The 19,780-nt window shown below is 63.2% G+C and carries 18 protein-coding genes; 8 read left to right on the top strand and 10 right to left on the bottom strand.

Going from position 1 to position 19,780, the window contains the following annotated elements; translation table 11 throughout:
- Positions 1–21: 21 nt before the first annotated feature.
- Entirely contained in the window at positions 22–1,257 is a 1,236-nt protein-coding gene (locus AC5Y3Z_RS01820) for a cytochrome P450 (RefSeq protein WP_499918042.1), read from the top strand.
- On the opposite strand, the gene AC5Y3Z_RS01815 is transcribed toward AC5Y3Z_RS01820, so the two are convergent.
- From AC5Y3Z_RS01815 to AC5Y3Z_RS01805, 3 genes are all read right to left on the bottom strand, one after another.
- On the bottom strand, positions 1,241–2,434 hold the full coding sequence (locus AC5Y3Z_RS01815) for an amidohydrolase family protein (protein ID WP_473139058.1): 1,194 nt from the start codon (positions 2,432–2,434) through the stop codon (positions 1,241–1,243). The genes AC5Y3Z_RS01820 and AC5Y3Z_RS01815 overlap by 17 nt on opposite strands.
- A gap of 177 nt (positions 2,435–2,611) precedes the next feature.
- On the bottom strand, positions 2,612–3,514 hold the full coding sequence (locus AC5Y3Z_RS01810) for a TIGR03619 family F420-dependent LLM class oxidoreductase (protein WP_473139057.1): 903 nt from the start codon (positions 3,512–3,514) through the stop codon (positions 2,612–2,614).
- Entirely contained in the window at positions 3,511–4,632 is a 1,122-nt protein-coding gene (locus AC5Y3Z_RS01805; protein ID WP_473139056.1) for an acyl-CoA dehydrogenase family protein, read from the bottom strand. The genes AC5Y3Z_RS01810 and AC5Y3Z_RS01805 overlap by 4 nt, the downstream gene beginning before the upstream one ends.
- A gap of 98 nt (positions 4,633–4,730) precedes the next feature.
- On the opposite strand from AC5Y3Z_RS01805, the gene AC5Y3Z_RS01800 reads away from it, so the two are divergent.
- From AC5Y3Z_RS01800 to AC5Y3Z_RS01785, 4 genes are read left to right on the top strand one after another with little or no spacing between them, the layout of a single operon-like run.
- Complete coding sequence (locus AC5Y3Z_RS01800; protein ID WP_473139055.1) at positions 4,731–5,924, top strand: amidohydrolase family protein; 1,194 nt, start codon at positions 4,731–4,733, stop codon at positions 5,922–5,924.
- Between the two features lie 7 nt (positions 5,925–5,931).
- Positions 5,932–6,897 carry an acyl-CoA dehydrogenase family protein gene (locus AC5Y3Z_RS01795; protein WP_473139054.1) on the top strand — a complete coding sequence of 322 codons (966 nt, stop codon included), beginning with the start codon at positions 5,932–5,934 and terminating at the stop codon, positions 6,895–6,897.
- Positions 6,894–8,090 (top strand): acyl-CoA dehydrogenase family protein, encoded by a 1,197-nt coding sequence (locus AC5Y3Z_RS01790; protein WP_473139053.1) that lies wholly within the window; start codon positions 6,894–6,896, stop codon positions 8,088–8,090. Before AC5Y3Z_RS01795 ends, AC5Y3Z_RS01790 begins: the two co-directional genes overlap by 4 nt.
- Before the next feature lie 8 nt (positions 8,091–8,098).
- Positions 8,099–9,640, top strand: a complete 1,542-nt coding sequence (locus AC5Y3Z_RS01785) for a class I adenylate-forming enzyme family protein (protein WP_473139268.1) — start codon at positions 8,099–8,101, stop codon at positions 9,638–9,640.
- Between the two features lie 44 nt (positions 9,641–9,684).
- On the opposite strand, the gene AC5Y3Z_RS01780 is transcribed toward AC5Y3Z_RS01785, so the two are convergent.
- Positions 9,685–10,401: a TetR/AcrR family transcriptional regulator gene (locus tag AC5Y3Z_RS01780; protein ID WP_473139052.1), complete on the bottom strand. Its 717-nt coding sequence runs from the start codon at positions 10,399–10,401 to the stop codon at positions 9,685–9,687.
- 48 nt (positions 10,402–10,449) lie between these two features.
- On the opposite strand from AC5Y3Z_RS01780, the gene AC5Y3Z_RS01775 reads away from it, so the two are divergent.
- The 3 genes from AC5Y3Z_RS01775 (at position 10,450) to AC5Y3Z_RS01765 (ending at position 13,379) form a co-directional block, all read left to right on the top strand.
- Positions 10,450–11,115 carry a hypothetical protein gene (locus AC5Y3Z_RS01775; RefSeq protein ID WP_473139051.1) on the top strand — a complete coding sequence of 222 codons (666 nt, stop codon included), beginning with the start codon at positions 10,450–10,452 and terminating at the stop codon, positions 11,113–11,115.
- Positions 11,112–11,921, top strand: coding sequence for an SDR family NAD(P)-dependent oxidoreductase (locus AC5Y3Z_RS01770; protein WP_473139050.1), 810 nt, complete (start codon positions 11,112–11,114; stop codon positions 11,919–11,921). The genes AC5Y3Z_RS01775 and AC5Y3Z_RS01770 overlap by 4 nt, the downstream gene beginning before the upstream one ends.
- Positions 11,922–12,269: 348 nt before the next feature.
- A complete protein-coding gene (locus tag AC5Y3Z_RS01765) occupies positions 12,270–13,379 on the top strand; it encodes a dihydrodipicolinate reductase (RefSeq protein WP_473139049.1) in 1,110 nt (369 codons plus the stop codon).
- Here AC5Y3Z_RS01765 and AC5Y3Z_RS01760 read toward each other — a convergent pair.
- The 6 genes from AC5Y3Z_RS01760 to AC5Y3Z_RS01735 form a co-directional block, all read right to left on the bottom strand.
- On the bottom strand, positions 13,366–14,499 hold the full coding sequence (locus AC5Y3Z_RS01760) for an amidohydrolase family protein (protein WP_473139267.1): 1,134 nt from the start codon (positions 14,497–14,499) through the stop codon (positions 13,366–13,368). The two genes, AC5Y3Z_RS01765 and AC5Y3Z_RS01760, sit on opposite strands and share 14 nt — an antisense overlap.
- Positions 14,500–14,643: 144 nt before the next feature.
- Entirely contained in the window at positions 14,644–16,125 is a 1,482-nt protein-coding gene (locus AC5Y3Z_RS01755; RefSeq protein WP_473139048.1) for a class I adenylate-forming enzyme family protein, read from the bottom strand.
- Positions 16,122–16,922: an enoyl-CoA hydratase/isomerase family protein gene (locus AC5Y3Z_RS01750; protein WP_473139047.1), complete on the bottom strand. Its 801-nt coding sequence runs from the start codon at positions 16,920–16,922 to the stop codon at positions 16,122–16,124. Before AC5Y3Z_RS01750 ends, AC5Y3Z_RS01755 begins: the two co-directional genes overlap by 4 nt.
- Positions 16,919–17,731 carry an enoyl-CoA hydratase/isomerase family protein gene (locus tag AC5Y3Z_RS01745; protein ID WP_473139046.1) on the bottom strand — a complete coding sequence of 271 codons (813 nt, stop codon included), beginning with the start codon at positions 17,729–17,731 and terminating at the stop codon, positions 16,919–16,921. The genes AC5Y3Z_RS01750 and AC5Y3Z_RS01745 overlap by 4 nt, the downstream gene beginning before the upstream one ends.
- The gene (locus tag AC5Y3Z_RS01740; RefSeq protein WP_473139045.1) at positions 17,728–18,975 is read right to left on the bottom strand and encodes an acyl-CoA dehydrogenase family protein; all 1,248 of its coding nucleotides are present in this window, start codon (positions 18,973–18,975) and stop codon (positions 17,728–17,730) included. Before AC5Y3Z_RS01740 ends, AC5Y3Z_RS01745 begins: the two co-directional genes overlap by 4 nt.
- Positions 18,972–19,778 carry an enoyl-CoA hydratase/isomerase family protein gene (locus AC5Y3Z_RS01735; protein ID WP_473139044.1) on the bottom strand — a complete coding sequence of 269 codons (807 nt, stop codon included), beginning with the start codon at positions 19,776–19,778 and terminating at the stop codon, positions 18,972–18,974. The genes AC5Y3Z_RS01740 and AC5Y3Z_RS01735 overlap by 4 nt, the downstream gene beginning before the upstream one ends.
- Between the last annotated feature and the right edge of the window lie 2 nt (positions 19,779–19,780).

Raw genomic sequence — 19,780 nt, 5'->3', positions numbered from 1 at the left:
TAAGGAGTCCGGGTCGATCCTATGAGCGCCGCCACGTCCGATGAACCCTTGGACTTCGACCCGTTCTCGGACGACTTCTTCAACGGTGCCTTCGCCACCTATCGGCGGATGCGGGATGAAGCACCGGTGTATTACAGCGCGAAGTGGGACTTCTGGGCGCTGACGAGGTACGACGACGTGGCACCGGCTACAAGGGATTACCAATCCTATTCGTCAGCTAAGGGCGCGACCCTGGACATGGTCAAGGCGCACGACAACGCCATTCCGGTGCCGAAGGTGATCATCTCGATGGATCCGCCCGAGCATCAGAAGATGCGCAGACTCGTGAGCAACGTCTTCACCCCGCGCGCTATCGCGGCGCTGGAAGACATGGTGCGCGAGAAGGTCTATGAACGCGTCGAAGCGCTCGATCCCCAATCTTTCGATGTGGTGGCCGACTTCTCGGCGCTGTTCCCCAATGACGTCATCACCACGATGCTCGGGGTGCCCAAAGAAGACCGCGACCAAATCCGGGTCTGGCTGGATCTGCTCTTGGAGCGCCACCCTGGAGAGATCGCCACCACCGCAACAGGTTATGACGCCTCAGTGCAGACCGGGATCTATTACTGGAACCTTGTGCAGAAGCGTCGCGCCGAACCGCAGGATGACATGATAAGTCGGCTTATCGAGACCGAGATCGAGCGCGACGGGCAGATCGAGAAGCTCACCGACGTGGATATCACCGGCTTTGCCACCATGCTCGGGGGAGCGGGCGCTGAAACGGTGACCAAACTAATTGGCAATGCCATGGTGGCGTTCGCCGACTTCCCCGATCAATGGCAGAAGTTGCGCGCGGACCGCAGCAAGATTCCGGCTGCGGTTGAGGAATTGTTGCGCTACGAGGCACCGTCTCAATACCAGGTCCGTACCGCGACCAGAGATCTTACGTTGCATGGCAACACGATTCCAGAAGGTGGCGCGGTTTTGCTGGTGACCGGCTCAGCGACACGCGATGAGCGGATGTTTCCCGATCCCGACCGGCTGGACATCGACCGGCAACGCAAGATGGGCTTCAATCTGGCACTTGGTTACGGTGTGCACAGCTGCCTGGGTGCCGCGCTGGCCAGAATGGAAAGCCGTATCGCGTTGGGCGCATTGCTGGATCTCGTTCCCGAATACGAAGTCGACCGCAGCGGGCTGCGGCGGGTGGCGATGTCCAACGTCTGCGGCTGGTCCAACGTTCCGCTGCACAACCTTGCCGTCACACCGCGACCTTGAGTCCTAACTGTTCAATAGCGTTGCCGCCCATGATCTTCGCCTTCGCGGTTTCCGGGATGCCATCGAGTCGGTCTACGAAGCTCAGTGGGTCGCCCATGCCCTCGGGGTGCGGAAAGTCAGAGCCGAACATCACATGGTCCTCACCCATGATGTCGACGATCCCTTTGACGTCGTCTTCGAGGAACGGGTGAATGTAGATGTTGCGCTTGAAAACCTCAACGGGGTGTTCGTCGAATTCCTTGGGCATGATGCGGTACGCCGTGTTGAGTTGTTCCAGCAGATTCCTCACCCAGCCGCTGCCGTTTTCGACACACAGGATCTTCAGTTCGGGAAACCGCGACAGTGCCCCGTGACAGATCATCGCCGCCAGAGTGTCTTCGATAGCTCGGTGTCCCATGACAACCTCGCGCAGGGCACTGGGCTTGAACGACAGGTATTCGCCACCGCCCTCCCACTCCATGAGATGTTTTTGATAGCCGCTGTCCGAAGCGTGCATGGTGACCGGCATGCCGGTCTTGACGACCTCTTCCCAGAACGGGTCGAACTCGGGCAGGCCCATCGAGCGCGATCCGCCGAAGCGACTGGGCACTGGCGCGGGCCGGACCAGGAATGTCTTCATACCGCGCTCGAGTCCCCAGTGGAATTCCCTGATCGCCTCGTCCACCAGCGGTAAACAAATGACCGGCGTCGCGAAGATGCGGTCGTTGTAGTTGAACGTCCAGTGTTCGTGCATCCACTCGTTGAGTGCGTGAATGATCGCGTGGGTCAGGATGACGTCGTCAGTGGTGCGCTCCTCGATGAGACTGGCGAGGGTGGGGTACATAACACATTGGTCGATGCCCAGCTCGTCCATCAGTTCGAGCCGTGGAGCGGGAGCCTGATAGGCGGGTATGACATCCATTGCCTCGCCGACGAACTCGCGGAAGTTGAGACCCTCCGGGTTGTTGCCAAGAAAGTAGTCCTCGGCACTGCCGGGCCTGGCCACCCGCGAGAAGGTCGGGTTGGGGATCATGTGGCTGATGTGATCCTTGACCACGAGCTTGGGGCGGCCGTTGACCTCGACGTAGCCGACCTTTCCCCGGTGTTCCATCGGCAGATATTTGGTGAGCGCGTCCGTCGTCTCGTACATGTGGTTGTCGATATCGAAAACCGGGTACGGCAATGAACGGGCAGGCATCTTATCCTCCTGAGCAGCGAATATGAGCATTTACGCTAAGTGAGAATGACGTTATCACCTTCCTGACCGGGCGTCGACCACCGCCCCGGTGGTGGTGACGGACGCTTCTCCATCAGCCAATGCACGACACGAACCCCGGCGGCGCGGGTGGCGGTGAGCAGTCAGGTGAGGTGCTCTTTACGTCGCGATGAACTCCGTGGCGAAGGCCTGGGACCGCTCGATGACTTCCGCTCGGTCCGCCCCGGTCGGTGCGATGGTGAGCCAGGTGACGCCCGCCGCGTGCAGCCTGTCGATGGTGGCGTGCCGTTCATCGGTCGACTTGTTGTCGTCCAACAGGTTTCCCGCCGAAAAGCAGATGTCGAGCGGGGCAGTACGACCGATCTCGGTTGCGTAGCTCTTGACCCAGTTGATGGCAGCCTCCAGGTCATCGAGCGTCGAGATCTCCGCGGTTCGTGATGCGGTGGCGTAGCCGAACGTGTTGAACGGCGCCCATCCTTGGGCACGGGATACCGCGCGGCGGATCGCCGGCTTGCTGTTGCCGCCCACCCAGACCGGTGGTGTGGCCGGGGGCAGTGGACGTAGCCGGACCCCGCGGGCCGCGAATGACGTTCCCTGATAGGCGATGTCTGCACCGGTCAATACCTTGTCGAGCACATCCAGAGCTTCGTCGAGCAGCGCCCCACGACTGTCGAAATCGATTCCAAGGGCGTGGAATTCGGGCCTGAGGTAGCCCGCTGCCGTTCCGAGGATGAGGCGTCCATTGGACAGCACGGCCAGGCTCTGGATGGATTTGGCGCCAAGGAACGGGTTACGGTACGCCGCGATGTAGACATTCGTCAGCAATTTGATGTCGGTGGTGGCGGCAGCCGCGAACGCAAGGGCGACGAACGGGTCCAGCGCGTGGTGACCCCCGTGGTCGAGCCACTTGGCATCCGGTGCGGGATGGTCGGTCACGTGCACGGCCGCGAATCCGCTTGACTCGGCTGCCCTTGCAATGGCGGCGATGGCGTCGGCGGTAACGAACTCGTGCGCCGCCGCGACCCGCTGGGTAGGCAGCTCCAGGGAGAACGAGATGGTCACGTGTGCCCTTTCTGAGCTGAAGTCGCCACGAGCTCACCCAGCCGCTGTGCGTGATAATCCGGGGTTCCAAAGATCAACTGACTTGCCTTGGCGCGACGGAGGTACAGGTGGGCATCGTGTTCCCACGTGAAACCAATGCCACCGTGTATGCGCATGTTGTCCAGGGCAACCTGCAAAAACGCCTCCGAACACACCATTTTCGCGACTGCCGCTGCGGTCGACGGCTCGTCGGCGTCAACCACCTCGGCGGCACGCGTTGCTGCCGAACGCGCCCCCTCAACCAGTACCAGCATGTCCGCGCACCGATGCTTGATCGCCTGGAAGCTGCCGATCGGCCGTCCGAACTGGATGCGGTTCTTCGCGTACTCGACCGCCATTTCGAGGCAGCGCTGCGCCGCGCCCAGCTGTTCGGCGGCCAGCGCGACAATGGCCACATCCGAAGTACGCGCCAGGAAGTGCGCGGCACCGCCGTCGGCTCCGATCAGCTCGGCTGCGACGCCGTCGAACTCGACCCGGGCAACCTTGCGGGTGCGGTCGAGTCCAGCCATCAGTGTCCGGCGTAGACCGGCTGCGTCGGCGGGTACCGCGAATAGCGAAATGCCTGCTTCGGTGCGGGCCGCCGCGAGAATCACATCGGCGGTGTGGCCGTCGAGCACCAGTGGCGCAGTACCGTGCAGCCGATAACCGGCGCGATGTTGCTGTGCACGCAAGCACACAGTGTCCGAGTCCCACGGTCCCAGTTGGCCATTGAGGATCAGGGTGGCGGTGCTCGTCCCGTCGACGAACCCTGGAACGAACTTCTCGGTCGCAGCTTCGTCGGCGCTGGCGAGAATCGCGGGTATGGCCAAAGCAACCGTGGCGAAGAAGGGCGCACACAGCAGAGCGGCGCCCATCTCCTCGAAAACTACTGCCAGTTCGGCCATTCCCGCGCCGGCCCCGCCCCAGGTGTCAGGAACCGCGATGCCAGTCAGGCCCAACTCGCCGGCAAGCTGCCGCCAGGACGCCGCGTCGAACCCGGTGTCTGTTGCCATCAGCGCGCGCACCGTCTCGATGGGTGACGTCGCATCAAGGAACTCGCGGACAGCGGCACGGAGCTCGTCTAGCTCGCTCTTTGCCACGCGATGTCTCCAAACGGACCCGAGATAGTGGTTTAGGGATCAGGATAGTATGTTTTCTGAATTAGAGAATAGCCATTCTCGTAAGAAGGAGCGACGCGGTGACGAAACTCGACTACGGGATTTTCGATTGCGACACCCACTGTTATGAGACCCGGGACGCGTTCACCCGCTATCTTTCCAAGAAGTTTCATGACCGCGCGATCACACCCGTCGTCGGCGCCGACGGCACGGAAGTCATCCTGGCCGGACATCGGATCGCTACGTTCAACAGTGAGGCCGGATTGGGCTTCGATGTGGCCTACCGACCTGGCTCGCTCAAGGAAATGCTCAAGCAGATGGGTTCGGGTAACCCGGACGAGACCTACGAACCGCAGCCGATGCGGCCGGAGTATCTGGAGCGAGAGCCCAGGCTGACGGTCATGGCCCAGCAGAACGTCGAACGCGCGGTAATCTTCCCCGCCGGTATGGCGCTGGCCGCTGAGCATTACGTTGACGACACCGAGGCCCTGTACGCGAACCTGCGCTCGTTCAACCGCTGGTTCGACGAGACGTGGGGCTTCAACTACCAGGACCGGCTGTACGCCACCGCCTTGCTGTCGTTGCGGGACCTCGAATCGTCGATCAAAGAGACCGAAGCGATCATTGAGCAGGGTGCACGGTTGGTGCTGCTGCCGACCGGGCCGGCCTACGGTCGCTCGCCCGGTGACCCGTACTTCGACCCGATTTATGCGCGGCTGCAGGAAGCCGGTTGCACGCTGGTCTTCCACATTCAACCGTTCTGGTATTTCAACGCCATCTCGCCAGCCTGGGGACACAACCCCGACCCAGCGGCGTGGCACATGTCCGCGTGGCAGTGGATGAACATCTACGGCCAGCGTCCGATAGAGGACACGCTGTCAGCGCTGATCTTCGACAACCTGTTCGGGCGATTCCCCGGACTGAATGTTCTTGTTGCCGAACATGGTGCGGAATGGGTGCCGCAGTTTGTCATTCACATGGACAAGAGTCGCGGCATGGGGCGAAACGGTCCGTGGATCGGCGGTAAGCTCACCGAACGTCCGTCACACATTTTCCGCCGCCATGTCGGTGTGGTCCCGTATCCCGAAGACGACATTCCGACCATCGTGGAACGGTTGGGCTATGACGAATGCCTGCTGATGGGCTCGGACTATCCGCACGCCGAAGGGCTGGCCGAACCGGCGGACTTCGTGAAGCTGCTCGACCCGCTCGACGATCCCGCCAAGAAGCGGATCATGCGCGACAACGCCGACCAGCTGCTGCGCCAGAGCTAGACGCTCGATGCCTGACGACCCCGAGGCTGACGTCGACCTCGATCTGCTGCGGGGGTCAGCGCGAAGATTTCTGGCGGAGCGCAACCACAAACAGTCCACAGCCGATCTGGCGACGATGGACTGGACAGGATTGCTGGTCGACGAAGCGTCGGGCGGGGCCGGCTGGCGGCCCGTTGAATCATGCATTGTGGCCGAGGAACTCGGTCGGGCGCAGGACGGATCGGCGTGGTTGGGGACCGTCGTGGCCGCCGCAGCGGTCGCATCCGGGCCCGATGAAATCAGGCAACAATGGCTGCCCGGGTTGCTCAGCGGTGCGTTCACCGCGGGGCTGATCAGCCACGAATCTGCGCGCGCCATCCGCGGAGACGAAGTGAACATTTTCGTCACACTGAGCGACAACGGCATTCACCTTGCCGATGCGTCAAAGGTCCGAGTGCGCCGCCTTGACGGCGATCTGCTGGATGTCACCCGTCCGGTCTGGCGTGTTGAGATCGACGAGGCTTCAACAGTGTTGATCGGATCGCCTGAGCATGCCCGGCAGCTGACCCCGCTGGCCCGGCTGCTGGTCGCTGCCGATTCCGTCGGCGCCGTGTCGATGACTCTCGAGCGGTTGACGTCATATTTGAGGGAGCGCATCGCGTTTGGCGTACCCGTCGCGAGCTTCCAGGCGATCCAGCACCGACTGGTGGAGCTTCTCGTCTTCGTAGTCAAAGCACGCGCTGTCGTGATGAAGGCTGCCCGCGCCGTCGCCGCCGCCGATGATCGGGCGATGGTGCTGGCGACCGTCGCACACGCCTTCGTTACCGCGAAAGCGACTGCCGCCGTGGACGAGTGCATGCAACTCTCCGGAGGGATCGGCTTCACCTGGGAGTATCCGCTGCACTATGAACTGCGCCGGGTTTTCACCAACGGCCACCTGATGGGCACGGCACGATCAAGTCGTGCGCTGGTCGCCGAGGTGTTGCGCTGGTGAATGGTGTGGGCAGCAGGCCGAGCGCGGAACAACTTGCGGCGTTTCGGAACCGGGTAAGGGCGCACATCGCGCAGCACGCGCCGGCCATCGAAGCACGTGAGGGGCATCGCGCGCCGGTTGATGCCGCGCAGGAAGCCCAGTTGCGCAACTGGTTCGCCGGATTGTTCGACGCGGGTTTCGTCGGCGCGGATTGGCCGGTCGAGTACGGTGGGCGCGCCGAGCACCATCCGCTGCATGACCGCGTTGTCAGCGAGGAGATTCTGCGTGCGCGTGCACCGCGCCCCGTCGACCAGGTAAATCTCGCGGCCCATGTGCTGCTGCACTTCGGGTCGCAAGAGCAGAAGCAGGCGTTGCTGCCGCCGATCCGGCGCAGCGAACACGTGTGGTGCCAATTGCTCAGCGAGCCCGATGCGGGCAGTGACATTGCCGCCGTCCGCACCCGCGCTGTGCAACGGATCGACGGCAGTTGGGTGATCGACGGACAAAAGACGTGGATCACCGACGGGCACTGGGCCGACATGGGCCTGGCGCTCGTTCGGACCGACCCGACTTTGTCTCGTCACCATGGACTTTCGGTGTTCACGGTGCCGCTGTCGGCACCCGGAGTCGAGGTCCGACCCATCCGCACCGTCGGAGACGCGATCGAAGTCAACGAAGTCTTCATGACCGGTGTGGTGGTCGACGCGAACAGTCTCATCGGCGAAGCCGGCCATGGTTGGTCGATCATCATGGCGGGCTTGGACTTCGAGCGCTTCGGCATCGGCGGCAACGTGATCCTGCTCGAATTGCTGATCGACGACGTTGTGACCGTGGCACGACAGGCACTCGTCGACGGCGCGCCGGCGCTGACCCACAACGACATTCGCCAAGCCATTGCAGAACTCGCCGTCGAGGTCGAGGTAGCCAAGTCGTTCATCGACGACCACGTCGAACGGCTCATCATCGGAGCCGACCAACCCGGTGACGGCTCGATCGCAAAGTTGAGCTTCGCCGAGACCTACCACCGGGTTTCGGCCTACGGGGCAGAACTTGCCGCCGCCGCAGTGGATGCCGGCACCGACGACGTTCAGCAGGCGAAAGCGCGTCTGCGAGAATGCTGGTTATGGTCGCGGGCCTATACGATTTCCGGCGGAAGCTCGGAGATGATGCGTAACATCCTCGCGAAACGTCGCCTGCTGTTGCCGAGCGGGTGAGCGGGCAAGTGGGTGGGGAGACATATTGGGGTCTCGTCGACGCGGCGGCGGATGCCCATCCGGACCGCGTCGTCCTGACCGATGACTACGGTCGCAGCCTCACCTGTGCGCAGCTTCGAGATGAAGGTCTGCGCACGGCGGCGGCACTGTCGGAATCCGGAGTAGGCGCGGGCACCGTGGTGTCGTGGCAGTTGCCGACCACGCTGGAGACGGCGGTGGTAATGGTGGCACTCGCCCGCCTAGGCGCGGTGCAGAATCCGATTCTGCCGATCTGGCGCGAAAGCGAAGTCCGTTTCGTCACAGCACAACTCGCCACCGAGGTACTCGTAGTCCCGGGCCGGTGGCGTGGGTTCGATCACACCGCGTTGGCTACCGAAGTGGCCGGGCAGCGACCGATGTCAGTGGTGGTGATCGATCACGACGCCCCGATAACGGGGTCTCTTCGGCTACCCGCGGGCGACCCCGCAGCGCTGCCCCCTGCGCCTTCTTCGGGAGAAGGTCCCCGCTGGATCTACTACTCCTCGGGCACCACCGCCGCGCCAAAAGGCGCCCGCCATTGCGACCGCTCGGTGATGGCAGGTGCTGCGGGAGTACTCGGCATCGTAGGGGCGTCGAATACTGATGTGAACCCGATAGCCTTTCCCATCTCGCACATCGGTGGTGCGGCAATGCTCGCGGCGAGTTTGCAGAGCGGCATGCGATTGGTGTTGTTCGACTCGTTCGACCCCGTGGCCACCCCCCAGGCGCTCGCGGCGCACCGGCCGACGCTATTAGGTACTGCCACCCCCTTTTTCGTTGCATTCATGGCTGCGCAGCGCGCCCACGGAGCCGAACCGCTCTACCCCGATCTGCGCGGCTGCGTAGGTGGTGGGGCGCCCATCACTGCCGAATTGGGACGCCAATTGCGGGAAACGTTCTCGGTTAATGGTGTCGCCAATTCGTGGGGCCTGACCGAATTTCCGGTGGCGACGTCGCAGACTCCGGAGGGTGCACCCGACCTGCTTGACCACACGGTGGGACTTCCTGTCCCAGGAGTATCGGTGCGCGTTGTCGACAGCAGTGAACGCGAGGTGGACATCGGTCAGGAGGGTGAACTGCGACTCAAGGGACCGCAGTGCTTCCTTGGGTACGTCGACGAATCGCTGAACGCCAGTGCTTTCGACCGCGAGGGGTGGTTTCGCAGTGGCGACCAAGGAAGACTCGACACTGACGGCAACGTCATCATCACCGGGCGAATCAAGGACGCGATCATCCGCAATGCGGAGAATATTTCGGCTCTTGAGATCGAGGGGGTGCTGGCAACGCACCCGGCGGTTGCCGATGTCGCGGTCATCGGCGTGCCGGATCCGCGGACCGGCGAACGGGTTTGCGCCGTGGTAGTACCTCAACCAGGAAGTCCGGTCACGCTCGCCGCGCTGGCCGAGCATTGTCAGAAGCAAGGTCTGAGCCGGCACAAATCCCCGGAGCGGCTCGAAATCTTGGGAGCGTTGCCGCGAAACCTCACTGGCAAGGTGCTGAAGAACCAACTCCGCGTGCGCTTTAGCGTCTGACGCACCGCCCTCGCGCGTCATGTGTGGGGGATTTGTATTTCTTCTCAGCGCTTTTCGTTCAAAGGGCCCACACTCGGTGTGGTTCGCGCACGAGCAATCTGCGCGGCCCCGTTCCCGGTGATGAGCCACAGCGTCGCGAGTTGGGCGATGAAATCATCGAGAGATAGTTCGACGTCGCCGTTGACGTAGCACAGGATTGCGTCTGCGGTGCCTCCGACGATGAAAGCCGGCGCGACCTTGGCCAATGGGTCGGTCTCCAATTCGACGCCGTGCACCATTCGTCCGTGATCGATCAATACACCGGTGAGGCGGTGCATGACCGTGACGCGGTGGTCGCGCAACTCAGGCGATGCCGCGACGCCCCCCAGCAGTACACGCGCGCGGCGCGGATCGTCAACCAGCTCGCGCACCGCAGCGGCCACACCGGCTAATGCTTGCGCCTCCAGTGGCCCGTCAGCTGACTCGTCTGCTGCCCGGACTGTGGCGGCACGAACATCCTCGGCGATGTCGTCGACAACGGCGGCAGACAAGGCATCGAGATCGGTGAAACTTTCGTAGAAGTATCTCTTGTTCAAACCGGCTGTAGTACAAAGCTTTTCGACCGTCGCACTGCGCCATTCGTCGCGCGACATCACCTCCATCGCGGCATCCAGCAGACGCCGGCGTCGCTGCGCGCGGCGGGAGTCCGCGGATTGTCCACCGTAGGAACGCTGCGTGGAGTCAGGCACCGCTCGATCGTTGCAGATTGACTGCACCCACATATTCTGGCACGGTGTCGTACCAGATGACCACGATAAGGAGGGCTCATAATGACCTCGGCCGCAGACGCCATCGAAAACCCGGTAGTGACGACATCAGTGCTTGACGACCTGCGGTTGCTATCCCAGAACTCGCCCGTCCTTGCGCAACGGCAGGGCTGGAGTTACCTCCGCGAACTCGGTGAGGCTGGTCGGCGCGACCAATTGTCCGCACTTTTCGAGCGCGGCGACGCCCCCGACGGTCCGCACGGCGCATTGGAGGGGCTGATCGTCGGCAACCTCTTCGGTATACCGGAGGCCGCCCTGGCCAACCCCTTGTTGAAGATCAATCCGACCTGGCGGGGAAAGACTTTCGATACCGACACCGGCTTCAACCGGCTGGCGCCGTTGGCCCGGTATGCGCTGCGCGCCATTGCGCCCCTCTACTCCGGGCTGCGCAGAGTTGGCTCTGAGATAGAGGGCTTTTCCTTCAATCATCGGATCGACACCGCTGCAGTTGCGCCGTACATCAAGGTGCGAGCATTGGACTACAGCCCTGAGGAGTACCGCAATCCCAGCGTTCGGACATTCCCGATCAAACGGACCCGCGACGAGGTGGTGGAACTCCTGCCCGGTCTTTACCTTGGCCGTGCGTTGTTGATGATGCGTAGCGGCGAAATTCGTCTCATCGCCTACTTCGCACTGCGAGAGTTCGCCGACGAGCGTTCAAGCCGATGATCGACCTCGCCGGAGCGGTTGCGTGCGTCACGGGTGGCGCACGCGGCATCGGTCGAGCGACGGCTGCGGCCTTGGTCGCCCGGCGGGCAACGGTATGGATTGGCGATCTTGACGCCGACGAAGCCGAACGCACTGCCCGCGAAATCGGGGCCAGAGCAACCTGTCTGGATGTGACCGACGAATCCAGTATGGCGGCGTTTCACCAAGCCGCCGCCGCCGACGGTCCGGTCGCGATGCTGGTGAACAACGCCGGCATTCAGTACATGGGCCCCTTCGTCGAGCAGAAGCTTTCGGCCTATCACCGGGAAGTAGCGGTCAACCTGGTTGGCGTCATCAATGGCATGCACGAGTTCCTGCCCGAGATGGTGAACCGCAATCACGGGCACATCGTCAACCTCGCGTCGATGGCGGCAAAGGTGACCACGCCAGGGATCTCGGTGTATTGCGCGACGAAATCGGCCGTGGCCGCACTGTCTCGCGCCGTCCGTGCCGAAATCGCTGATACCGACGTCACTATCACCACGGTCATGCCGACCGCTGTGCACACCGAGCTGACCGCGGGGGTGACGCTGGACCTGCTGCCGACCAGGCAACCCGACCAGATTGGCGCGGTCATCGCCGACAGTGCGCGGCGGCCGGGACGGGAGGTCACCGTGCCGCGGTGGCTGGCACCGTTCGGGCTGGTAGAAGAAGTCACCCCAGAACCCTTGCTTCAGATGATCAAACGGCTCGCCACCCGGAACGAGCCACCCGGGCATTTCGACGAGACCCAGCGCCGCAATTACCTTGATCGGATCGGCGGGTGAGGGCCCTGACGGCCGTCTGGCAACCCTTGTTGCCAAGCATCGCGTGCCGGCGCTTGAACCCGCACTTACCTCATGATTCGCGAGCCGTCATGGGGAACTACGGATTCCCGTTGCTGGGTGATGGGTACGTTGTCGTAACCTTGACTCCTGATTACACGCCTTTTAGCGTGGATTCGGAATCCCGAGGAACTTGTCTCGGACGCTCGAGAATCGACAGCCAGGCTGGTGGCGAATGAGTGCCGTGGGGTCGCGAATCTCTCATGTTGTGCGCGATGCCGCCGGGGGTGGCGTGGCCCTATCCGAAGCGCTGCGCAGAGTTGGCATAGCGAGATGGGGAGGGGAGCGAGAGTGGTCGACGAGCCTGGCGGTAAACGGCCCCGAGTGGTGCATGTGGGCACCGGACTCACTGGTAAAGAGGCATTGCGTGCGGTAATCGGCGATCCTGCGTTGGACCTGGTGGGAGTGAAGGTCTCTACTCCGGACAAGGTCGGCGTCGACGCCGGTCGCCTTGTCGGACAGCAGGACACCGGCGTGACGGCGACGGACGATGTCGAGGCGGTACTGGCCTTGAAGCCGGATTGCGTTCTTTACTGCGCTACCGCCGTACGGCGCGAGGCCGATGCGATCGCCGACATCGTGCAGTACCTCAAGGCAGGCGTCAATGTCGTGACGATCTCGCTGATCCCGCTGGTGTATCCACCTGCTGCGCCGGCAGAGTGGCGCCAAGCCGTGAAAGACGCTGCTGAGCAGGGAATCTCGACTTTCTACGCAACTGGTAGCGAGCCCGGCTTCATCAGCCTCAACCTACCTACTGCCTTACTCTCCGGCGCGGGCACTGTCGAGTCCTATCGAATGGACGAGTACGCGCTCGATTTGGACACGTCCTACCCGATCTGGGACGTCCTGCACGAATCCATGGGTTTCGGGAAGCCGGACGGCCATGTTCCTGTCCGTATCGCCTCGGGCAAGGTGAACCATGATTGGGATACCGTGGTGTGCTATATCGCCGAAATCCTTGGGCTGGAACTGGATTCGGTCGAGCTCGATTGGGAGACCTTGCTCGCGCCCTCGGATCTGCAAACCGCCTTGGGCGTCATCGAAGCAGGAACGATTTGCGCTCATCGCTGGCAGCTGGCCGGGGTCATCGAGAATAAACCAGCGGTCGCCGTGCAATATTTCGCTACAGTCAGCAGCACACCATGGCCCGCGCACTGGCCAAAGCCGGCACGAGGAGGTCAAGGCGGCATGGTGTTTCGGATCGAGGGCGATCCCAGCATGAGCCTGGCACTGCATCTTCCACAGTCACCCGCTGATCGTGTGAATCCAGGTATCACGGTCACGGCGATGGCCGCGGTGAACGCGATACCGGATGTCGTGTGTGCGCCACCGGGGCTGCTCACCAATCCGTTGGCGGGTCCGTCAGTCGTGAGCAGGCAGTCGCGCTCTAAAGGCCGATGAGTTCCCTGAGGTTGCCACCCATCACCCGTGCGGTGGTGACGGCGGGCAGGTTCTCGAGTTGCTTGATGAAAGTGGCTGGCTCGGCGAGCCCCTCCGGATGCGGAAAGTCTGAACCGAACATCACCCGATCCGCGCCGATTACCTCGATCAGGTGCGACATGTCTTCTTCGTGGAACGGGTTGACCCACACGTGTCTACGGAACACGTCACAAGGATTCTCGTTGAAGTCCCGCGGTTTCTTGCGGTAGACGCGGTCGAACACCTCCATCAGGCGCTGAGCCCACGACCCGCCGTTCTCGACCACCCCGATGCGGAGTCCCGGGAATCTTTCGAACACACCATGGGCGATGAACGCCGCCAGCGTGTCAAAGATGTGCCGGCTCTCCTCGTAGATGAAGCCGCGAAACTTGGTCAGTTGGAAGCCCTGAAACTCGTCGCCGCCCTCCCAGTCGTTCAGGTAGCGGTCATACCCCGCATCAGAGTTGTGCATCTGAACGGAAATTCCGGACGACTCGACCAGACGCCAGAATTCGTCGAATTCGGGCAATGCGGGGGAGCGCGAGGTGCCGTCGTCACGCGGCACCGGTGCCGGCCGAATAAGTATCGTCTTGGCGCCGTTGGCCAGGCACCATTCGAGTTCCTGGACGCCTTGGGCGGGATCGTTGAGCGAGACCGCAGGAACGGCGAGAATCCTGTTCTGATAATTGAATGTCCAGTCATCCAGGAGCCAACGGTTGAAGGCGTGCGTAATCGCATGAGTGAGCTCGGAATCCGACTTCGTCCGTTCCTCGAGCATCCCGGCGGTCGTCGGGAACATCACCGCACCGTCGACACCCTGGCGATCCATCAGCGCCAGTCGCAGATCCGGCCTTCGGAATTCGTCCGGGCACCGGATGGGTTCGGCCAGCTCGCGCAGCGACTTGCCGTCGGGGTTAATGCCCCGGTAGTAGTCGGCCCAGGCGCCCGGGGTGGGGATTACCTCGTAGGTGGGGTTGGGGATGCATTCCGTGACGACACCAAGGATCTGCAGCTTCGTGCGACCCTTCACGTCGACGAACTTCAGTGCCTCGGAATACTTCTCCGGCAGATAGCGGGTGTAGGCGTCGATGGTCTCGTACATGTGGTTATCGGCATCCCACACCTCGAAAGCCTGTCCATCCTTCACGGCCGCCTCCTCTGCACGTTGCTGTCGGAGACAACTATATCCGAATACGAGAACTGACATTTCCGCTACTGGTCCAAGAGGTCGGTGCAGTAACCGCCGTCAACGCCGAGGGTTGGACTGGGACGTTGCGGATGCGCCATCGGCGAGCACAGCCAGGTCGCGCTTGACAACTTTGCCAACTTCGTTGCGCGGCAGCTGATCCACGAACACCACACGAACCGGAACCCGATAAGGCGTCAGTCGCTCCCGGCACCAGGACAACAGCTCGATCTCGGAGAGCGATTGGTTGGCGCGCACCACAAATGCCCACGGCACCTCGCCCAGCCGCTCGTCGGATACCCCTACCACCGCCGCATCGCGCACACCGTCGGCGGCCACCAGCACATCCTCGACCGCGCCGGGAAACACCTTGAGCCCGCCTCGATTGATCATGTCCGACACCCGGCCGTCGAGCCACAGGAAGCCGTCGTCGTCGAACCAGCCGAGGTCACCGGTGTGGAACCAGCCGTCCTCGGTGAGACGGTCGAGGAAGGCCGGGTCGATCTTGCGGGCCGCGGTGGTCGGTGTCCGGACCATCACCTCGTCGTCGGTGACCCGCACGTCGATGCCCGGCAGCGGACGGCCCACGGAGCCGAGCTTGGCTTCACCCCATTCGCGCGCGTCGGCGGCCGACCAACCCACTACTTCGCCGCCGAGTTCGGTCTGACCGTAGGAGTTGAGCACCAGCACGCCGAACTTGTCGCGGAATCGCGCGGCCTGAACCGGAGAAAGGGGAGCGGTGATGGACCGGACGATCTCGAGCGGCGACAGGTCGGTGACTGTGTCGTCGTGCAACACCATCGTCAACGCCGCAGGCGGTAATACCGTGGAGCGCAGTCGATGTCGCTGAACCAGCGCCGCGAAGTCAGCCGCCGAGAACCGATCCATCAGTACCACACCCGAACCCGCGCGAAACGCGAACAGCACCTGGTAGATGCCCGCCCATAACGATAAAGACAGCGGTACCAAGTTGGGCATCGGGGCACGTCTCCCGCTCTTACCGGACTTTGCTCCGCGTAGCTTGGCCAGCAACCGGTCAATGAGATCCAACACAGTGGCATGGCGTAGCGGCACCGGTTTCGGCGGGCCGGTGGTGCCCGAGGTGAACTGCAGTAACGCGACATCGGCGTCGTAGCTGCGTGGCTCGGACGATTCGGCGATGGATGCGCTCGCTGACCACGTCAACCCAGAACGCGTGACGACGGGTAGCTCGAAGGCCGAAAACCGTTGAGCCAGCGAAGGGGTGGTGACTACCGCAACGGGCCGCAACGTTTGCAGCTGGGCGACAAGCTCAGCTTCGGCGACCCGCGGGTTCAGCGGGGTGTACACGCCGCCGGCGTGCCAGGTGCCGAAGAGCGCAGCGACCGTCACGGCTTCATTGGGCAGCATCGCGGCGACTACTTGGCCGGTGGTCAAGCCGATCTCAGTGAGCACCCGACCCATCTGCTTTGCGCTGGCGGTGAGGTCTGCGCGTGTCACCTCGCCGTCGAGGGTGTGCACGGCGACGTCGGGCAGGCCCGCGAGAACCTCAGTCAGACTCACGAATCCCTCTGCAACGGCAGCCAATTCGGTGGTCTCTTGTCGGCGAAGGCCAACGGCCCCTCATTCTGGTCAGGGTGTCCCCACATCGATGTCAGATGCTTGGCGCCTTCCCTGCACGCGTCGGTCAGCCCATGCTCCAGCGCACCCCACAGCGCACGCTTGGTGGCCCGCATGGCCGCGGGCGAATTCTTGGCGATCTGCTCCGCAAGCTGCTGCGCGGCGTCCCGCAATCTTTCGGGCGGATCGATGATTTCGCTGATCATCCCGAGTTCGTATGCGCGTCGTGCGGTCAGCCGCTCGTGACTGCCGACCAGCGCCATGCGCAGCACCGCTTCGGCCGGCACTTTGCGCATCAGGGCGATCGTCTCCAAAGCCGAGACCTGACCGATGGAGACATGCGGGTCGACAAATGTTGCGTCGGACGCGGCGATGACGATGTCGGCGTCGGCCACCCAGTGCAGACCGCCGCCCGCGCAGACACCGTTGACCGCGGTGATCACCGGCTTGCCGACGTTGCAGTGCCAGGCGGTGAGTTTGAGGTCGAGTGTGCGCATCGTCTCCTGGAACTGCAGCACGGCTGCACCGTCGAGTTCTTCGACGTCGGCGCCCACCTGGAAACCCCGGCCGTTCCCGGTGTGCACGATGACGCGGACATCGGGGTCGGCGTCCAATTCCGCCCACGCTCTGGGGAATTCTTCGCGCATCGTGGCGTCGTAGGCATTGAGGCGGTCCGGACGGTTGTTGATGATCCAGCCGACGGGTCCGTGCCGCTCCACGACAAGCCGCTGATATGTCATGAAACCTCCGCGGATTCGAGTGGTTCCCAGCGCGCGGGCCGCTGCTCCGTCCAGGCCCGGACGCCTTCGGCGTGGTCGGGGTGATTCCGGAGGCGCCAGATCTCTTCGGCCGCATCGTTGCGCGCCTGGGTGAGTCCGACCTCCAGCGATCGCCACAGCGCTTTCTTGGTGGCGCGCATCGCCGTTGGCGAGTTGCGGGCGATGACGGCGGCCAGCCGTGCGGCCGCTTCGCGGAGCTCGCCGTCCGGGACCACCTCGGACAGGATTCCCAGCTCGTACGCGCGCTGGGCCGAGATTCGCTCGCCCTTGCCGCTGAGCGTCATTCGGGCGATCGCCTCCATCGGGGACTTCCGCAGCAGGGTGATCGCCTCGTAGGCGACCGCTTGTCCCACCGATACGTGCGGATCGACGAAAGACGCCGACTGGGCTGCGATGACGATGTCGGCATCGGCAACCAGGTGCAACCCCCCGCCCGCGCACACACCGTTGACGGCCGCGATCACCGGCTTCCACACCTGGCAGTGCCAGGACGAGATCATCAGCGCCGCATCCCTGGTCCGCCGTGAGTGCCGGCGCATCGCCTCCTTGTCCCGGGCTACCTGCACGACGTCCATGCCCGTGCAGAACGCGCTACCGTTTGCGGTGTTGACGATCACCCGCACCTCGGGGTCGGCTTCAAGAGTGGCCCACGCGGATTCGAGCTCGTCGAGCATGAGTGCGTCGAAAGCGTTGCCGGCGTCCGGACGATTCAGGATGAGCCATCCGATGCCGTCCGACTTTTCCACTACGAGTCGTTCATAACCGCTCACGAGCGGGGAATGTCTCGCCACGGCTTGCCTTTCCACGGGTCGGGTTCGCGGGGCAGGCCGAGCACCCGCTCGCCGAGAATGTTCTTGTTGATGTCGGTGGTGCCGCCTTCGGTTGCATTGGCGAGGCTGCGCAGCATGCCGTGCACCTCGGGCGGCATGGCATCCGGATCGTCGGCAGCGGGCCATGCGACTGCATCCGTGCCAAGCAAGTCGACCATCAGGTCTTGAATCTGCTGATTGAGGGTGGCTTGGTGCACTTTGCCGATCGACGACGCAGCGCCAGGGGACTGGCCGGCCGAAAGTGCCGCCCGCACGCGGGCATTGGTCCAGCCCCGGACCTTTTCCTGGGCCCACAGACGCATGACTTTCACTCGGACCACTGGATCATCCCAGCGGCCGGTTTCCTGAGCGAGGGTGATCAGCCGCTCGGCGCTGAAGCCGCCGAGACGTCCCATGCCGCCGGACCCCGACCCCGAGACCATCTGGCGTTCGCTGGACAGCGTCGACGCGCTGACCCGCCAGCCGTCATTGATATCGCCGACCCGGTGCTCGTCGGGAACACGGGCACCGTCGAGGAAGACTTCGTTGAATTCCTTTTCGCCGGTGATCTGACGCAGCGGGCGGACCTGGACGCCTGGCTGGCGCATGTCGAGCAAAAAATAAGTGATGCCTTGGTGTTTCGGTTGGTCTGGATCAGTGCGGGCCAACAGGATGGCGAAGTCGGCTTCATCTGCCCAGGTGGTCCAGACCTTCTGGCCGGTAATGATCCACTGATCACCGTCGCGCACGGCACGGGTGGCAAGTGAAGCGAGGTCGGAGCCGGCGCCGGGCTCGCTGAACAGTTGGCACCACTTCTCCTCGTTGCGCACGATCGGCGGCAGGAAGCGCCGTCGTTGCTCCTCGGTCCCGTGGCTGAACAGTGCGGCGGCGGCATTATTGAGGCCCAGCGGGTTGAGCCGGGAAAACCGCAACGGCCGCAGCACGGTTTCGATGGCGCGGGCGGCGTCATCGGTGATGCTCAGCCCGCCGTGTTCGGTCGGCCAGGTGGGCGCGACCAAACCCGACTGTGCGAACGCCGGGTACCACTGCCGGTAATCAGACGGACTCCGAACGGTGCGTAAGGCGTCGGGCCCAGCGGCCGCCGCGGCGCGCCACGTTTCTGGCACCTCGTCGGTGATCCACCGCTCTACCGCGGTGACCGCTTCAGCGACGCTGGTGGCAGGGCCGATTGGTACCGGTGTCATCGGCCCTGAAACTTTGCATCGCGTTTGTCGCGAAAGGCAGCCAGACCTTCGCGGAAATCTTCACTGCGGCTGGATAATTCGAGCGCCATCGCCTCATTCTGCAGGTGACGGTCGAGGTCGAGTCCGTTGCCGCTCTGCAGCAGCCACTTGGTGAGGCCGAGCGCAACCGTGGGCGCAGCACTGAGTGTCGACACCAGTTCGGTTGCGGCAGCTTCCAAGTGGTCAACCGAGACTGCACTGTGGATGATGCCCCACTGTGCTGCGGTGGCACCGGAGATCTCTTGACCCAGCATGAGCAACTGGCGGGTGCGGACCATACCGATCAGGCGGGGGAGCAGCCATGCCGCGCCACTGTCGGGCGTGAATCCGCGTGCCATGAATGGTTCCCAGAACCGGGCGTCGTCGGTGGCCACACAGAAATCGGCGGCCATCGCGACGTGAAACCCCAGCCCCGCCGCCCAGCCACGCACTACAGCCACGATCGGCACCTGGGTTTCCAGCATCAACGGGATCAACCGGTTGGCTTTACTGGGCAACCGGCGCTGCGTGCTGCCCACGCGGGGCTTACGTTCCGATTTCGCATTATTGGCGATCAAGTCGGACCCCGCGCAGAAGTCGGCTCCTTCGGCGTCGATTCGGATGACACGCACCGACTCGTCGATTCCCGCAGCCGCGATATGGGCGATCAGGGCGTCGAGCATCACATCGTCGACGGCGTTGCGGCGATCAGCACGATCAAGGGTCAGCCGCAGTGTCGAATCATGTTGTACGGCTTGAAGTCCCGGAACAGTATTGTAAGTCATTT

Source organism: Mycobacterium sp. NGS61 (assembly GCF_059812325.1).
Note: the sequence above shows the minus strand (reverse complement) of the source record. Positions and strands in the feature narration are given on the sequence as shown.